Genomic DNA, 18,182 nt, shown 5'->3' on the forward strand with positions numbered 1-18,182 from the left:
CACCTTCCGCTTCAATCACGATATCGTTGTGAAAACGTCTAACTCCAAGCCTGTAATTCATCCTTTGTACACTGACTAGCTTTCACCAACCGCTAGCTCTCTAAACAGTATATACAACAACTACTTCGGACTCTTCCTAGTTAAATTATATACCTATTTTACCTAATTTAAATCGTATGTCAATATCTATCGTCTACCAATGAGCGATTATGGTATAATAATTCTTGATTTGGGGGGCGAATAATCAATGAAAAAATGGATGGAGAAAATCCAATTTTATACAGAAAAAATAAAAGAATGGCAATCTACTAAATGGGCGAAGGGATTGCGAATTTCTTCTAGTGTTGTTTGGAACTTATGCTTACTATTCATCGTAATGTTCCTTGCGCTCGGAGTATTTGCCGCTTCTGTTGGTGCTGGTTATTTTGCATCACTAGTGAAAGAAGAACCGCTTCGAGATAAAGAAAACATGAGAGCGGATGTGTTTAATTATGAAGAAACGTCCGAAATCTATTTTGCTGAGAATGTGTATTTAGGAAAGCTAAGAACCGATCTTGAACGTACGGAAACAAGGCTTACTGAAGTTTCCCCGCACGTCATTGATGCGGTACTCGCGACAGAAGACGAGTATTTTGAAGTACATAATGGAATTGTACCGAAAGCTATTTTCCGAGGTTTAGTTCAAGACTTTACAAATTCGGATACACAAACTGGTGGATCGACTTTAACGCAACAATTAATAAAAAATCAAATTTTAACAAACGAAGTATCGTACGAACGTAAAGCAAAAGAAATTCTCTTAGCAATGCGTTTAGAACATTTCATGACAAAAGAAGAAGTATTAGAAGCATATTTAAACATAATCCCATACGGACGAAATGCAAATGGGAGAAATATTGCAGGAATTGAAACAGCTGCAAACGGCATCTTTAATGTGAAAGCAAAGGATCTTACATTACCACAAGCTGCATATATTGCGGGGATTCCACAAGCTCCATTTGCTTATACCCCTTTTAAACAAGGTGGCGAAAATAAAGAGGGTGAAGCATTACAACCCGGTATTGAGCGAATGAAGACGGTACTATATCGAATGAAAGAAACAGGTTATATTTCGCAAAAGGAATATGACTCTGCAATAAATTACGATATTACACAAGATTTCAGAGAGCCGGAAGTGGTAGCTGAAGAGAAATATCCATGGTTGACACACGAAGTTGAAAACCGTGTAAAAGATATATTAAGAGGTCAATTAGCTAGTGCAGATGGAATTGACCCTGAAAGACTAGCAATAGAACCTAAATTATACGAGAAATATGATATTGTAGCCGAACGCTCTATTCGAACCGATGGATATCGAATCCATACAACGATCAATAGAGAAATGTTTGAAGCAATGTTAAAAGTAAAAGATGAATTTGAATACTATGGACATACGTACACGAAGGAAGTAAAAGATCCAAATACGGGTGAGATCATTACAAAAGATTTTCCAGCTCAAGTTGGAAGTATGCTTATCGAGAATGGTACGGGAAAAATATTATCGTTCCTTGGTGGACGTGATTATAATTTAGAACAATACAATCATGCGACACAAGCAGTAAGACCAATTGGTTCTACGATGAAGCCTTTACTTGTGTACGCTCCTGCAATTGAATATGGAGTCATCGGTGCTGGAAGTCCAGTGGTGGATATTAAACTGGACAATCTTAAAGGTACGACTTGGGCTAAATCACCAGCCAACTATACGATTGCGCAAGAAAAAGGAATTATATCAGCACGCAGTTCGCTTGCAACTTCTCAAAACCTATCTACTATTCGTTTGTATGATTCAATCATGGACCGAAAACCCACTGATTTCTTAACTAAAATGGGATTTGAACATATTGAAGACAATGAATATGCAAACCATGCGCTTTCTTTAGGTGGGATGACAAACGGTGCTACTGTAGAAGAAAATACAAATGCATTTGGTACCTTTGCAAATAATGGTCAATTTATAGATGCCTATATGATTGAAAAGATTGAAGATGTGGAAGGAAATATTATTTATCAACACGAAACCGTACCAGTACAAGTTTTCAGTCCTGCAACTGCTTATATCATTACTGATATGATGCGTGACGTATTGTCTGAAGGAACAGCGAAGTTAGCGAAATCACGACTTAAATTCCAGTCCGATTTTGCTGCTAAAACTGGAACGACCCAAAATCATAATGACTCATGGCTTGTTGGTTACAATCCAAATGTCTCTTTAGGTGTATGGCTTGGTTACGACGATAATACAAAATCCTTATTTTATATGAATAATCGTTATAATCATCCGAGTGTGCGAGTGAATATGTTGTGGTCAAATATGATGAATGCTATGTATGATGTATCACCGGATCTAGTTGATGCACCGAACGCTTTCCAAGTTCCCGAAGGTGTAGTAACGAGATCTTTCTGTGGAATTTCTGGACTAGCTCCTTCTGATGCATGTGCAAAAGCAGGATTAGTTAAATCCGATTTATTTAACGCAGCTGCTATGTTACCAACTGCAGCAGATGATAGTTTAATCTCTTCTTCTTATGTGGTGATGAACGGTAATAGATATCGTGCCTTAGATGCTACTCCTAGTGAATTTGTTGTACAAGGAGGATATGGGGTTAACGAAGACTTTATTACACGAATGCTCGGAAGATTCGGAGGGAATGCGAGTAAGCTGTTCCCAGAGAATTCTAGTTTCGGTGGAAATGTTGTGTCAGAACAAGTATTTAGAGCAGATGGTAGCCCACCTGCTGCAGTAAATGCCACGATATCTGGAAACACAATAACATGGTCAAAATCAGCATCTACTGATGTTGTAGGTTATCGTGTGTTCCAAGTTGTGGATGGACAAAGAATACTGGTTGCAACTAAGGCGGAAGCCGAATCCCCTAGCCATACAATTAGCGGTCCCGGTCAATATATTATTGTATCTGTAGACATTACCGGATTACAATCAGGCGCTTCCAATATTGTGTCGCTAGAAGTTCAACAACCAGAAACGCCAATTGAACCTGTCATTCCTCCTCCAACTCCAGAAGATGGAGAGGATGACACGACAGAAGAAATAATTACTCCCCCTTCGGATGAAGAAGAACCATCCGAAGAGGTGGATGCCTCAACAGCAAGAAGATAATACTAAAAGTGCAAGTACCCTCTAAGTACAAAACCTTCTTGTATCGTTTTCAGAGGTCTTCCGCACAGAACTATATCTACTAATTGATTTGAAGAACGGAAAACTTTTTACTCTTCTATTCATTAAAAAATAAAGCCACAGCATCCTGATTAGGTAGCTGTGGCTGTTTTTATTAATCTTCCATTGTAGATAAATCGCCCGTTGGTAGTTTTAACTCCCAAGCTTTCAAAACACGGCGCATGATTTTACCGCTTCTCGTTTTTGGAAGCTTATCTTTAAATTCAATTTCTCTAGGTGCTGCATGCGCAGCTAGTCCTTTTTTAACGAATTGTTGAATCTCCGCAATTAGTTCTTCTGAAGGCTCGTATCCCTCATTTAGTGCGATAAACGCTTTAATAATTTCTCCACGAACAGGATCTGGTTTGCCAATTACTCCTGCTTCTAAAATAGCAGGATGCTCGATTAATTTGCTCTCAACCTCGAAAGGTCCTACTCTTTCACCGGAAGTCATAATCACGTCATCTACACGTCCTTGGAACCAGAAGTACCCTTCGTCATCCATATATGCAGAATCCCCAGAAAAATACCATTCATCATTCATAAAACTAGATTCGTATTTTTCTTTATTATTCCAAATTTGTCGCATCATCGATGGCCAACCTTTTTTAATCGCTAAATTCCCCATCGTGAATGGTGGAACAATATTTCCTTGGTTATCAATGATCGCTGCTTCTAATCCAGGAAGTGGTTTACCCATAGATCCTGGCTTAATCGGGAGACAACCGAAGTTACAAATCATTTGAGCCCCCGTTTCCGTCATCCACCAAGTATCATGTATACGTAATTGGAATACTTGCATTCCCCATTTTACTACTTCCGGATTTAAAGGTTCCCCAACTGATAAAATATGACGTAAAGATGATAAGTCATGTTTCTCCACAATAGCGTCCCCTGCACCCATTAGCATACGGAAAGCAGTTGGCGCACTATACCATACGGTTACTTTGTAATCTTCGATGGCATTATACCAAGCATCTGGTGAAAAACGTCCACCAAGAACAAGTGACGTAGCACCTGTTAACCAAGGTCCGAATATCCCGTAAGAAGTACCTGTTACCCACCCCGGGTCAGCTGTACACCAATATACATCTTCGTCACGAATGTCCATAACCCATTTCATCGATTGGTATTGTTGAACCATAGCATAATGTACATGTAAAATTCCTTTTGGTTTCCCTGTGGAACCTGATGTATAGTGCAGGATTAATCCATCTTCTTTATCTACCCACTCAATATCAAAAGTATCAGAAGCATTATGTAATGCCTTTTTGAAATCGATAAACTTTTCTGATTCCTCTATGTTATCTCCTACTAAAAACACCATCTCTAAGTTCGGTAATTTATCTAATGGAATTCTTCCTAATAAATCCGGAGTTGTCACAATCGCCTTTGCTTCACTATCCACTAGGCGATCGTATACTGCACCTTCCATGAATGCTTCAAAAAGAGGTCCGACAATAACCCCCATTTTCACTGCACCTAAAAGAGAGAAATATAATTCTGGAGATCTAGGCATAAAAATAAATAGACGATCCCCTTTAGTTAAGTTAGAATGCTCTTTGTATATGTTGGCAGCTTTGTTTGTCCACTTTTTCATATCAGAAAAAGTATACGATTCTTTTCTGTCTGCATCTTGATAAAAAAGTGCGACTTTATCTTTCTTATCTGATTCTGCATGTCTATCAATTGCTTCATATGCCATATTTACTTTTCCAGTTTCATACCACGAAAAGTTTTTCTCCGCATCTTCCCACTGAAATGTTCTTGCTGTTTCCTCATAATCCTTTAACTGATAATCCCCTTGTTCTACTGGTAATAATTCTACTACTTTCATCCTCTTCACCCTTTCTGTAACAATACAAAAACTATACACTTCCATTCTACAATACTTGTTCACAGTTTTGCCAATCTTTTTATTTTTAAGAATCTTTAGTTACATTATTATACTTCCATCTTCTTTTCGCAGAAATCATGTATAATAGTTTCAAATGCGTTTATTTTTATAGGTGGTGAACTCGTGATACACGAAAAGACGTATAATGCGTTGGAAATAGAAACAAAACATGGTGCTGTTATTGTTGAGGGACCAATTCCTTCTGAGGAAATAGCTAGTTTAGCGTTTCATGAAGACTTAGTAGCTTTTCGGGCACCTGCCCATCAGCATAAAGCAATTATTGAAATTGCCAAGTTGCCAGAAGGCAGAATTATGATTGTACGAGATGAACGGACAATTGTTGGCTATTGTACATTTCTTTATCCAGACCCTCTGGAGAGATGGTCACAAGGGAAGATGGAAAACTTAATAGAGTTGGGAGCAATTGAAGTAATCCCTAAATTTCGTGGAACTGGCGTTGGCAAAACACTATTACGCGTTTCGATGAAGGATGATGCAATGGAAGACTATATAACGATAACAACGGAATATTATTGGCATTGGGATTTAAAAGGTACTGGTTTAAATGTATGGGAGTACCGCAAAGTGATGGAGAAAATGATGCAAGCTGGCGGACTTGAATATTTTGCAACCGACGATCCCGAGATCAGTTCTCATCCGGCTAATTGTTTAATGGCTAAAATAGGAAATCGAGTAAACAGAGAATCTATTCAACAATTCGATCAGTTGCGATTTATGAACCGGTTTATGTATTAAATAGAAAACCTATATAGTTTCTAAAGGGGTGTGTGTAAATGCTTGTTGAGAAAGTTATGAATACATCAGTGCAGACTTTAACACCTACGCATACGATTAATGATGCGTTACTGCTTTTAAAAGCCAAACGAATCCGTCATATTCCAATCATTAATGCAGATAAAGAAGTATTAGGAGTAGTAACCGATCGCGATTTAAAAGAAGCAACTCCGTCCACCTTATTAATCAGTAACAATCCCGAAGTGTATGAGTTACCGTTAGAAAAAATTATGACCAAAAATCCAATTGTCGGCCATCCATTAGATTTTATAGAAGAAACCGCCACTATTTTTTATGATAATCGGATAGGATGTTTACCTATTGTGTCACACGGTAAACTTGTCGGCATGATTACAGAATCCGATTTATTATACAAGTTTATTGAACTTACAGGCTCCCATCAACCGGGTTCTCAAATTGAAGTTCGGGTTCCCAATAAACCTGGTATATTATTTGAAGTTTCGAAAGTTTTTTACGAGCAAAAAGTGAATGTATTAAGCGTACTCGTATATCCCGATAAAGCGAATGAGGATTATAAAATTTTAGTGCTTCGAGTAAAAACGATGAATCCACTCAAAATAATTGAAGCATTACGAGCTGATGACTTTGAAGTATTATGGCCAAATCATCCGGGAAAAATCCTATGAAAAAAAATGCAGTGTTTGTCTTTTCAGAAGACCAGTTAGGCTATAAATTTTCGGAGACGCATCCATTCAATCAGAAACGTCTAACCTTAACAGTCGATCTTTTAAAAGAAATGAACGCTTTATCCTTATCGGATATCGTAACACCTCGCATTGCAACAGATGAAGAATTAAGTTTAGTACATGATCCCCAATATATTGAAATCGTCAAGAAAGCAAGTTTGGAGACAAGTGAAACAAAAATATACGAAAGCTTTGGTATCGGAACGGAAGATACCCCCATTTTCCCACATATGCACGAAGCGAGCGCAAGTCTTGTCGGTGGCACGCTAACTGCAGTGGATTATGTAATGGAAGGGAAATCCGTCCATGCACTTAACTTAGGTGGAGGTCTCCACCACGGATTTAAAGGACGAGCTTCGGGATTTTGTATTTATAATGATAGTTCAGTAGCTATTAAATATATGCAGCAAAAATATAATGCACGCGTTCTCTATATCGACACGGATGCGCATCATGGGGATGGTGTACAGTGGAGCTTTTATGATGAGCCAAATGTATGTACTATCTCGATACATGAAACAGGCAGATACCTATTCCCTGGGACAGGTAATATTACGGAAAGAGGAACTGGTGAAGGTTATGGTACTTCATTTAACTTTCCGATAGATGCTTTTACCGAGGATGAATCCTTTTTGGAAATTTATCGAACAGCACTTCGGGAAATAGTAGAATCTTTCAAACCTGATGTTATTTTAAGCCAAAATGGTGCAGATGCCCATTATTTTGATCCTTTAACCCATTTATATGGAACGATGAATATTTACCGAGAAATTCCTAAACTTGCTCATGAACTTGCGCATCAGTATTGCGATGGGAAATGGATAGCTGTTGGTGGAGGTGGTTATGATATTTGGCGTGTTGTTCCTCGAGCTTGGTCTCTTCTATGGATGGAAATGAATGATGTAAAAACACCAGAAGGTAACTTACCTAAAGCTTGGCTTGATCGCTGGTCAAAAGAGTCGCCAGTCCCATTTATCCCAACCTGGATGGATCCAAATCCACTATACGAACCAATTCCACGTAAAGCAGAAATAATGGAGAAAAATAAACAAATGCTCGATAAAGCACTATACGCGCTTCGCAATCAGCAATCATACAAAAATCACCAGTAACCATTGGCTACTGGTGATTTTTTATTTGACGGAGTCCCTTTCCTCAATTCGATAAGGGAGAACAACAATTTGTTCGTCAATTTTTTCTTTGTTCATAAACTTTGTTAGTAGTCGCATGGAAACTGCACCGATATCGTATAAAGGTAATACGACACTTGTTAGTTGTGGTCGCACCATTCTTGCTAGTTTAGAGTTTTCAAAACTAATGACTTCGATGTCATTTGGTACATTCAGTCCACTATCCTGAGAGCCATGAATCAAACCAATTGCGATCTCGTCATTGCCAGCAAAAAATGCAGTAGGTGGATTGGAAAGCTTGCATAATTCTTCCCATGCAGTTAGACCGTCATCATATGTATTATCCACACCAACGATCAAGTCATTATCAATTTCAATATTTGCCTCTTTTAATGCTTTTTCATAACCAGAACGTTTATATACACGATCAATGGTCGACTCCATATTTCCAGAGACAAATGCAATTCGCGTATGACCATTTTGGATTAAGCGATTTACAGCATCCACTGCTGCATCGTGATATTCGATGTTAACAGAAGGAAAAGACCCGGATGTTTCAACTGTACCTGCTAAAACAATCGGAACGTCTGATCTTTCCATTTCACTTAGCATATCCTTTGTCACTTCATCACTCATCATCACAATACCATCCACTTGTTTACTAAATAATGTAGATAGTAGCTGCACTTCTTTATCAGACTGTTGGTCAGAATTCGTTAAAATTATATTATAACGATACATTGTTGCAATATCTTCTATACCACGCACTAGTTCTGCATAAAATACGTTGGAAATATCTGGTATAATGACCCCCACCGTTTTTGTTTTCTTACTAGCCAACCCTCTAGCAACTGCATTTGGTCGATAGTCCAACCTTTCAATGACAGCTAACACCCTTTGACGAGTAGCTGGCTTGACGTTTTGGTTTCCATTAACCACACGTGAAACGGTTGCCATCGACACATTTGCTTCTCTTGCCACATCATAAATGGTAATAGTCAACGCATATCCCTCCTTCACATATTGTACTATTTATATTATATATAAATAATACTTGATATACGCTATACTTTTCAATCAAATAGTAAAACCGACTCTATAAGAAGAGTCGGTTTTGTGAAATTTTTCTACTTATGCATGCACTTCATGTGTTTTCATGAAGTTTTGTAATGAATTATAGAACTCATCGAATTGTTGTAAATTCATTTGTTGTGCCGCATCCGATAACGCAACTGCTGGATCTGGATGAACTTCTGCCATAACTCCATCTGCTCCTATTGCGATAGCAGCTTTAGCTGCAGGTAAAAGAATATCACGACGCCCAGTTGAATGTGTAACGTCTACAAACACTGGTAAATGCGTTTCTTGTTTTAAAATTGGCACTGCTGAAATATCTAATGTATTTCGAGTAGCACGTTCGTATGTGCGAATACCACGTTCACATAAAATGATTTGATCATTCCCTTGTGACATAATATATTCTGCTGCATGAATGAATTCATCCAATGTAGCCGCAATTCCGCGTTTTAATAATACAGGTTTATTGATCGATCCCACTGCTTTTAATAATTCGAAGTTTTGCATATTACGAGCTCCGACCTGCACGACATCTACATAGTCAAGTGCTTCATCTAAATGACTAGGTGTTACAATTTCAGATATAACTGCTAAGCCGTATTCTTGAGAAATTTGTTTTAATATTTTTAAGCCTTCTAATCCAAGACCTTGGAAATCATAAGGTGATGTACGCGGCTTATATGCCCCACCTCGTATTAACTTTAAGCCTTTTCCTTGGATTGCTGCAGCTACTTCCGCTACTTGTGTGTATGATTCTACTGCACATGGTCCGAATATGAAAGAAGGAGTTCCTGTGCCAATTTTTTCACCGTTTATCTCAACAACTGTATCTTCTGATTTCTTTTTACGAGATACTAATAGTGCTTTCTTTTGGTCATCCACTTGTAATTCTAGTGCAGTTTTAAATATTTCCTTAAAAATATGCTCCACCGTTGATTGTGGTAGTGGACCAGCATTATTTTCTTTTAAGTGATCTAACATATGTCTTTCGCGAAGAGGATCATATCTATTAACACCTTGCTTTTCTTTCACTCTTCCTATCTCTTTTACTACACCAGCTCTTTCATTGATTAACTGTAAAATCTCCACGTTAATCTCATCTACACGACTGCGTAGAGCATCTAAATCCACATGACTCATAGATATTTCTCCTCTCTTCTTTCCACCGACACTTTATATCGACTGAAAATTATGATACATTTTTGGTATAACTCATATTATAATCAAAGTTTGTGAAAATGTCACGCATTTTTATTTTAGCGATTCAACTCGCTAAAGTATTTGCCTGAAAAAGGACGTGGGAAATTGACATCAAAATTATTTGCATTAGATATAGGAACAAGATCTGTAGTTGGTATTATATTAGAAGAGCGCGACGAGACCTTTCATGTTGCCGATATATTAGTAGAAGAACATAAAGAACGTGCAATGGTCGACGGGCAAATACATAATGTACTAAAAGTGGCTGAAGTAATTCAATCGATAAAAAAACAACTAGAGGAAAAACACGGTCCACTCGAGAAAGTGAGCGTTGCAGCAGCAGGACGAGCGTTAAAAACAGAACAAGCAGAGATTAAAATGGATATTAAAAATAGACCAATCTTTTCAGAGGACGATATAAGTCGGCTAGAGCTTTCAGCCGTTCAACAAGCACAAAATAATATTGTACAAAATGACACAGAAAAAGAATCGAGCCACTACTACTGTGTTGGATATAGTGTTTTATACTACCGATTAGATGGAGAAGAAATTGGTAGTTTGGTAGACCAACAAGGTCGTGAAGCATCCATCGAAGTAATCGCAACCTTTTTGCCACGAGTAGTTGTCGAATCCTTACTTTCCGCTTTAAAAAGAGCTAATTTAGAAATGGAAGCTTTAACATTAGAGCCTATTGCAGCGATAAATGTACTAATCCCCCCTACAATGCGCCGATTGAATGTTGCGCTTGTAGACATAGGTGCTGGAACTTCCGATATTGCAATTACAGACTTTGGTACTGTTGTCGCATATGGGATGGTGCCAACTGCGGGAGATGAAATTACAGAAGCATTAAGTGATCATTACTTACTGGATTTTCCACTTGCAGAAGATGCAAAAAGAGCGATTAATACGAATGACTTTATCCAGATACAGGATATTCTTGGATTCGAGCAAAATATCCCAAAAGAAGAAATGATTGCTGCGATCAAACCGGCAACGTTGGAGCTAGCAACATCCGTTTCGAACGAAATTCTTCGGTTGAATAATAACCGACCAACAAAAGCAGTCATGCTTGTTGGTGGAGGAAGCCTAACCCCTTCCTTTACTACGGTTTTAGCTGAAAAACTAAATTTACCAGTGAATCGTGTAGCAGTCCGAGGAATTGATGCTATACAAAACTTAACAAAAGAAGCACATATCCCTGTATCTCCAGAACTTGTTACACCAATTGGAATCGCGATTGCTGCAAAAAGGGCACCAATACAATATATGTCCGTAAAAGTTAATAACCAAGTCGTTCGCCTATTTGAGCTCAAAGAAATGACTGTAGGAGACGCACTGCTTGCAGCGAATATCCCTACCCGAAAGTTATACGGCAAACCGGGAGCAGCACTTTCTGTGGAAGTAAATGGACAAACAATACACATTCCAGGAGAACATGGGAAACCAGCTGTAATTATATTAAATGGACAGAAAACTAATACAAAAGCAGTGATAAAAAATAAGGATATCATTGAATTATTAGAAGCAGGGAATGGAAAAGAGGGTTCCGCTTCTGTACGTGATTTAATCGATGAAGCTTCTATCAAAATGATCTATTTTCAAGGTGTTTTACATACAGTTGAACCGACAATAGAGGTTAATGGAGTGAAGATATCACTGGATACCACATTAAAGGAAAGAGATAAAATTACGGTCGATACACCTCAAACAGTTGAACAAGTTTTACATGCGATCCGAAAAGAACACTATGTAGCACAGTTGAATCCATATACGATAACGATTAACGATAAAAGTCATTATATTCCAGACTTGTCATCAAAATTATTGTTAAATGGAAACATCGTAAAGCTTTCATACCCTGTTCAAGACAATGATATTTTAGAAATAGGTGTAGCGTCGCTTCCAACTCTACAACAGCTTGCTGATCAGCTAGAGAAGAAATTGATCGAGCGCATCATACTTACTTTTCAAGGAGAAGCAATCGAGCTTACAAGAGAATGTGCGGTCGTTTCGATCGATGAAAAGGTGTTAGTTTCCTCGGAAAGTATTCCGAGTGGTACAATTCTTCAATGGAAGCAGCTAAACCTTGCTCCTTGGATTTTTCAGGATGTTTTCCGTTTTACAGATTGGAATATGCCAGAAGGTGCTGGTTCGTTTCAAATTATTAGAAACGGTCATCCTTCTCGGTTTGATGAAGAGATTTTTGGTGGAGACCAGTTAGAAATAGTCTTCAAATAAGAAAGAGGCTGTCCCTAATTTCAAAATTAGAAAAATATAGAAAAAAACAGGTATAGAAAAAGCTCTTTCTATGCCTGTTTTTATTTATTTTTATTTATTCGAGTTATTAGTACCTACTACAGCTTCTTTAATCGCTTCTGCAACCGCTGTAGTGTCTTCTTGCTCTGCAGTTACCTCGTCTGTTGTATTTGAAATAGTTTCCATGTAATCCATTGGTTCTTCACCTTCATACGAAGCAGTACCGTCGTCTAAAGGTGAAGTTGGTTGTCCTTTAATTGACTTTACTTTATCCACTAATTGGCCCGATTGCTCTTGTAATTGCTTTGAGATTTGAGTCGTTTTCTCTTTGGCCGTCGAAGAAAAATCTAAAGTTTTTTCTTTTAATTGGCTAGCTTGCGTAGAAAGATTGCCACGAAGCTCTGATCCTGTTTTAGGAGCTAATAATAATGCAGTCGCAGCACCGATAATACCACCGATGAATACCCCAATGATAAAATCCTTCCCGTTTACTTCTTCTTCTCGGTAAACACTATCTCTTGTTTCGTTGTAATAAGGAACTGGTGGATAACTTGGAGCTGCTTGTCGATCATACGAAGTTTGGTTTGCAAAATATTCATGATTATAGGATGCTTCATTATAATTTGGCTTTTTTGGTTCGTGATTGCTCATTTAAATTCCTCCAATTATAGGTTTGTTTTTTTATTATGATCAAAATTATGATAACCTGCTTGCTCCAACTCTTTCCGTTCTTTCCATTTATCTCGTATTCCTAATATTACATTACTCCACTGGACAACTTGCGCAATTTTTTCCTCGTTCTTTTCTACTTCCGATGTAACAGAAGATGTGAGGCGCTGTATGGAATGGTTAAAACCACTGACAGAAGTACCTACATTTTTTACAGCATCGACAACTGTATTTAGTTTTTCAGACTTTTCTTGAATATCTTCCGCTAACTCGTTTGTTTTATGAAGAAGTTCCGCTGTTTCTTTTGTAACATTTTGTAGATTTGTATCAAGTCCATCTAATGTGCCCGCAACATTATTTAAAGTCTTTTTAACTGAAGACAATGTAACAGCAAGACTTATACAAAGCACTAAAAATGCAACTGCAGCTATAATAGCAGCTATGTATAAAAGATTTTCCATTTTGTATTCTCTCCCTTTCTTCGTTGTCCTATAACATTTTTACCCTAAAAGATTAAAATTAAACTTCTTTCTCTATTACTATACTACGTTTCTTTCAAATATCCTTTAAAAAAATGCTTAATCACAGAAGGATTAAGCATTTTTTTCACCTATTTAGTTTTTCTTCGAAAGCTTGCTGATATTTTTGTACATCACCAGCTCCCATAAATAAATAAACCGCATCTTCATAGACAAGTAATTGTTCAACTGTCTCTTCATGCAAAATTTGACTGTTTTCGATTAAATCGGCAAGTGTTTGAACCGACAATTCCCCAGCATTTTCTCTGGCTGATCCGAATATATCACATAAATAAACTTCATCTGCTAAACTTAGGCTTTCGCTAAATTCATGCAGAAACTTTTTCGTTCTAGTAAATGTATGTGGTTGAAATATCGCAACGATTTTTCGTTTTGGATATTTTTGCTGTGCTGATTGAATCGTTGCTTTAATTTCTGTTGGATGATGGGCATAGTCATCAATAATAACTCGGTCCCCGATAACTGTTTCTGTAAAGCGTCTTTTCACACCTTCAAACGTTTCTAATCCTTTTTGGATAATATCGGCCGGAACTTCTTCATAATGGCATAAAGAGATAACTGAGAGCGAATTTAATACGGCATGGTCACCGAACAATGGAATCGTAAAACGCTCATAGAATTCGTTTCGCACAAACACATCAAAAGATGTTCCTTCTGTTGTTTTCTCTATATTACGGGCTGCAAAATCATTGTGCTCCCCAAAACCGTAATAGACAACTGGTACTGGTGCTTTTATCTTTTGTAAATAGGCATCGTCGCCACAAGCAATAATTCCTTTTTTCACTTGCATCGCCATCGATTGAAATGCATTAAAAACATCTTCAATATCTTGGAAATAATCTGGGTGATCGAAGTCAATATTGGTCATGATTGCATAGTCCGGACTATAAGCCAGAAAATGTCTACGATATTCACATGCCTCAAATACAAAGTTGGTTGCTTCCTTTTCGCCTTTTCCTGTACCATCCCCGATTAAAAAGGAAGTAGGTGCATACCCACTTAATACATGAGAAAGCAATCCAGTTGTAGACGTTTTGCCATGTGCTCCTGTTACTGCAATGGAAGTAAATCGGCTCATATAGTCACCTAAAAAATTATGGTAACGAATGACTTCCAGACCTAGTTCCTTTGCTCTTAAAAGTTCAGGATGATTATCAGGAAAAGCATTTCCTGCAATAACTGTCATACCCTCTTCAATATTTGCTTCATCAAATAACAACACATTTATATTTCTTTCATGTAACGGCTTTTCTGTAAAGAAATACTTTTCGATATCAGAGCCTTGTACTTCATTTCCTACATCATATAAAATTTGTGCCAAAGGGCTCATTCCTGACCCTTTGATACCTGTAAAATGATACTTTGTCATACGTTTGTAAACCTCCTGGGGCTATCCCCGCTTAAATACACTATTCAATCGTTTATTACTTTCATTTATCCATTCATTTGCTTAGACGTACTCCCCATTATATCATTTTTTTATACATACATTTAATAAATAATATTAACTAAATATTTGTTCTAAACTATCGTTAGTAAGTAACACATCTCTTGCTTTACTACCTCTTTGCTCTGTAATATAACCACTCTCATACATAGAATCGATCAGTCTTGCAGCACGATTATACCCAATGTGGAATTTACGCTGTAGTAAGGAAGTTGAAGCCGTTCCTTGTTCGACGACAAAACGGCATGCTTCTTCAAATAATTCATCTTGCTCGGAAATTTCCGCTCGTTGAAGCAATTCTTCTTGTTCGAAGATATACTCGGGTGTTCCTTGACTTCTTGCATATGCGATAACCGCTTCGATTTCATCGTCTGTTACATAAGTACCTTGTATACGAACAGGACTAGACATGCCATTTCCTTGATACAGCATATCTCCTTTCCCAAGTAATCGCTCTGCTCCTTGTTGATCTAAAATCGTGCGTGAATCAATTTGAGAAGAGACAGAAAATGCAATACGTGTAGGAATATTCGCTTTAATAAGCCCCGTAATAACATCTACAGACGGACGCTGAGTAGCTAAAACTAAATGAATTCCACAAGCTCTTGCTTTTTGTGCAATGCGACAAATAGCATCTTCCACTTCTGCAGGAGCCATCATCATTAAGTCCGCAAGTTCATCAATTACAATAACGAGGTACGGAAGTTTTTGAGCAAATTTTCTCTTCTCAGTAGCAAGTGTGTTATACCTGCTAATGTCTCGCACACCAATATGTGCAAATAACTGATAGCGACGCTCCATTTCCTCAACAGCCCATTTCAAAGCAGCAGTTGCTGCTTTTACATCTGTAATTACAGGACTTACCAAATGCGGAATATGATTAAAAGGAGCAAGCTCTACCATTTTGGGATCAATTAATAGTAATTTTACTTCTTCTGGAGTAGCTTTATACAACAAACTCACAAGTAAAGAGTTAATAAATACTGATTTTCCTGATCCTGTTGCTCCTGCAATTAAACCATGGGGCATTTTTCGTAAATCTAGTGTCACGGGTTTTCCAGTAAGATCGAGTCCAAGTGCTGCTTCAAGTGGTGAATCTGACTGCACAAAAACTTCCGTATTGAGCACTTCCGATAAGCGAACCGCTCGTGACGTTCGGTTAGGAATTTCGATTCCAATCGATCTCTTTCCTGGGATTGGTGCTTGAATACGGATATCTTTTGCAGCAAGCGCTAATTTTAAATCATCTGCTAAGTTACGGATTTTACTTACTTTCGTACCGTGACCTACAGTCAGTTCAAATTGTGTTACAGCTGGACCTTGAACCATCTGAACAATTTCACCTGTTACTTGAAAATGGGATAATGCTTCTACTAATGTATATGCCTGTTCTTCCATCCATTCTTTGTCATCATCCTTCATTTCCGGAGGAAGCAAATAACTGAATGATGGTCTCGTGTAGTTATTAGATGGAACGATTTCCTGCTCCACTTGCTCTTCTTTTTCATTTGGCGAGATTTCTGGTACTTCGTTTTTCTCTTTAGGTTTTTGTGCTACAGGTTGATGTACATTATTAATATTTAGTCTATTCATCTTTTGCTTATCTGATTTCAACATTAGTACATTAAACGGGCGAATATTTTCTTTCTTAACTTCCGGCTCCTCTTCCTCTGCTTGTTCCAATACCGTTGATGGTTGTTCCTCCGCAAGTGTTGCAGCAGTTTCTTCGGTAGCAATTGCCTCTAGAACAACAGCACTTGGAGCTTCTACTTTGATTGGTTCTTCTATTTTTCCCTCTTTTTTTATCATTGCTTTTTCAATATGTTGTTTATCTGATTTCAGCATTAATACATTAAAAGGTCGGATATTTTCTTTTCGAACTTCTGGTGTTTCTTCTTGAACTTCCGGCTTTGCTTCCAGCACTTCTGGTGTTTCTTCTTGAACTTCAGGCTTTTCTTCTAGCACCTCTGGTTTTTCTGCTTGTATTTCCAGAGTTGCTTCTGGTACTTCTGGTGTTTCTTCCTGAACTTCTGGTGTTTCTTCTTGAACTTCAGGCTTTTCTTCTAGCACCTCTGGTTTTTCTGCTTGAACTTCAGGCTTTTCTTCTAGCACTTCTGGTGTTTCTTCTTGAACTTCAGGCTTTGCTTCTGGTACTTCCGGTGTTTCTTCTTGAACTTCAGGCTTTGCTTCTGGTACTTCTGGTGTTTCTGCTTGTACTTCAGGCTTTTCTTCTAGCACTTCTGGTGTTTCTTCTTGAACTTCAGGCTTTGCTTCTGGTACTTCTGGTTTTTCTGCTTGTACTTCCAGAGTTGCTTCTGGTACTTCTGGTGTTTCTTCCTGGACTTCTGGTGTTTCTTCTTGAACCTCCGTTTTTTCTTCTTGTACTAGTTCTAGTGTAGATACAGATTCCTCTGTCTTCAAAAGTGTTGGTGTAACCTCTTCTTTTGCCATTTGTTCCAGTATGGTACTAACTGGTGTTACTTTTACAATTACTTCTTCTATTTTCGTTTCCTTTTCTACTTTGTCTTCAATAGGTAGTTGCTTTTCTCTATTTTTCGAAAAACCATAAATCGGTGACGGTACCTCTGTTGGCGTAAACGCTCTTTTTTTACTTGCTGCCGTAATAATGTCATCCGTCGTATTTTTAACTTGTCGTTGTTCTACTTTCTGTATTTTACGTTGTTGCCAGGTTTCTTGAATTGTTCGTATTGGTGCATTGTCCACGGGTGGGTTTTCTATAGAATTTGAACTTTCTCTACTTTTTTTGGAAAACCCGTATACAGGTGAAGGTACTTCTGATGGTGTAAATGCTCTTTTTTTTCTAATAATTGCGGGCGTATCATCCACTGTAATCTTGTCCGATCGGTGAATAATCGTTGGTTGCTTCCGTTGTTGCCACTTATCTTGCGTGTACAGTGGTTTATACAGCGGTTCTTCTGTTAATGGTTTTTCAATAAAAGGCTCATGTATGGTTTTCTCTTCGTTTGGTTGTGGTTGTTCAAATACCGTTTCATTTTTTTCATCATCCGAAATTAAAGGAAAGCGGAATGGTGTTTTTGATCGTGTAGTCGAAACAGTTTTCTCTTCTACTTCGATTTCTTCGCTATTGTCTTCTTCATTAAGTCCAAATAGTTTTTTAAACCAATTCAATTTCATCACTCTTTCTAGTAGATACATTCTATTTTACCAATAAAAACAGTAGAAGTCCTTACTTAATACAAAAAAGCACACCATATTGGCATGCT

At 37.8% G+C, this 18,182-nt stretch carries 12 protein-coding genes and 1 other annotated feature (1 of these 13 only partly in view); of the genes, 5 read left to right on the forward strand and 7 right to left on the reverse strand.

Features of this window, described 5'->3' with window-relative positions; genetic code table 11:
* Positions 1 to 147: a binding site (T-box leader), on the reverse strand (it extends 50 nt beyond the left edge of the window).
* Positions 148 to 247: 100 nt separating this feature from the next.
* Entirely contained in the window at positions 248 to 3,160 is a 2,913-nt protein-coding gene (locus BMZ04_RS06580; RefSeq protein WP_093266922.1) for a transglycosylase domain-containing protein, read from the forward strand.
* 172 nt (positions 3,161 to 3,332) lie between these two features.
* Here BMZ04_RS06580 and acsA read toward each other — a convergent pair whose 3' ends face one another.
* The gene (acsA, locus tag BMZ04_RS06585; protein WP_093266923.1) at positions 3,333 to 5,054 is read right to left on the reverse strand and encodes an acetate--CoA ligase; all 1,722 of its coding nucleotides are present in this window, start codon (positions 5,052 to 5,054) and stop codon (positions 3,333 to 3,335) included.
* A gap of 183 nt (positions 5,055 to 5,237) precedes the next feature.
* Between acsA and BMZ04_RS06590 the strand changes: the two genes are divergently transcribed.
* From BMZ04_RS06590 to BMZ04_RS06600, 3 genes are read left to right on the forward strand one after another with little or no spacing between them, the layout of a single operon-like run.
* Entirely contained in the window at positions 5,238 to 5,870 is a 633-nt protein-coding gene (locus tag BMZ04_RS06590; RefSeq protein WP_093266924.1) for a GNAT family N-acetyltransferase, read from the forward strand.
* Between the two features lie 38 nt (positions 5,871 to 5,908).
* Entirely contained in the window at positions 5,909 to 6,556 is a 648-nt protein-coding gene (locus tag BMZ04_RS06595) for an acetoin utilization AcuB family protein (RefSeq protein ID WP_093266925.1), read from the forward strand.
* Positions 6,553 to 7,728 (forward strand): acetoin utilization protein AcuC, encoded by a 1,176-nt coding sequence (locus BMZ04_RS06600; RefSeq protein WP_255367821.1) that lies wholly within the window; start codon positions 6,553 to 6,555, stop codon positions 7,726 to 7,728. The genes BMZ04_RS06595 and BMZ04_RS06600 overlap by 4 nt, the downstream gene beginning before the upstream one ends.
* 21 nt (positions 7,729 to 7,749) lie before the next feature.
* On the opposite strand, the gene ccpA is transcribed toward BMZ04_RS06600, so the two are convergent.
* Together ccpA and BMZ04_RS06610 are read right to left on the reverse strand one after the other, a co-directional pair.
* The gene (ccpA, locus tag BMZ04_RS06605; protein WP_093266929.1) at positions 7,750 to 8,748 is read right to left on the reverse strand and encodes a catabolite control protein A; all 999 of its coding nucleotides are present in this window, start codon (positions 8,746 to 8,748) and stop codon (positions 7,750 to 7,752) included.
* 129 nt (positions 8,749 to 8,877) lie between these two features.
* A complete protein-coding gene (locus tag BMZ04_RS06610) occupies positions 8,878 to 9,963 on the reverse strand; it encodes a bifunctional 3-deoxy-7-phosphoheptulonate synthase/chorismate mutase (RefSeq protein WP_093266931.1) in 1,086 nt (361 codons plus the stop codon).
* A gap of 165 nt (positions 9,964 to 10,128) precedes the next feature.
* Here BMZ04_RS06610 and BMZ04_RS06615 point away from each other — a divergent pair, with 165 nt between their 5' ends.
* Complete coding sequence (locus BMZ04_RS06615) at positions 10,129 to 12,264, forward strand: cell division protein FtsA (RefSeq protein WP_093266933.1); 2,136 nt, start codon at positions 10,129 to 10,131, stop codon at positions 12,262 to 12,264.
* A 90-nt stretch (positions 12,265 to 12,354) separates the two neighbouring features.
* Here BMZ04_RS06615 and BMZ04_RS06620 read toward each other — a convergent pair whose 3' ends face one another.
* The 4 genes from BMZ04_RS06620 to BMZ04_RS06635 all read right to left on the reverse strand — a co-directional run bounded on the left by BMZ04_RS06620 (position 12,355) and on the right by BMZ04_RS06635 (position 18,087).
* Positions 12,355 to 12,933 (reverse strand): YtxH domain-containing protein, encoded by a 579-nt coding sequence (locus tag BMZ04_RS06620; RefSeq protein WP_093266936.1) that lies wholly within the window; start codon positions 12,931 to 12,933, stop codon positions 12,355 to 12,357.
* 14 nt (positions 12,934 to 12,947) lie between these two features.
* Positions 12,948 to 13,412 (reverse strand): DUF948 domain-containing protein, encoded by a 465-nt coding sequence (locus BMZ04_RS06625; protein WP_093266939.1) that lies wholly within the window; start codon positions 13,410 to 13,412, stop codon positions 12,948 to 12,950.
* A gap of 145 nt (positions 13,413 to 13,557) precedes the next feature.
* Positions 13,558 to 14,859 carry a UDP-N-acetylmuramate--L-alanine ligase gene (gene murC, locus BMZ04_RS06630; RefSeq protein WP_093266942.1) on the reverse strand — a complete coding sequence of 434 codons (1,302 nt, stop codon included), beginning with the start codon at positions 14,857 to 14,859 and terminating at the stop codon, positions 13,558 to 13,560.
* Between the two features lie 135 nt (positions 14,860 to 14,994).
* Positions 14,995 to 18,087, reverse strand: coding sequence for a DNA translocase FtsK (locus BMZ04_RS06635; protein ID WP_255367823.1), 3,093 nt, complete (start codon positions 18,085 to 18,087; stop codon positions 14,995 to 14,997).
* Positions 18,088 to 18,182: the final 95 nt, after the last annotated feature.

Origin of the sequence: Psychrobacillus sp. OK032 (assembly GCF_900111345.1) — a bacterium.
In the GTDB taxonomy this organism is placed as follows: domain Bacteria; phylum Bacillota; class Bacilli; order Bacillales_A; family Planococcaceae; genus Psychrobacillus.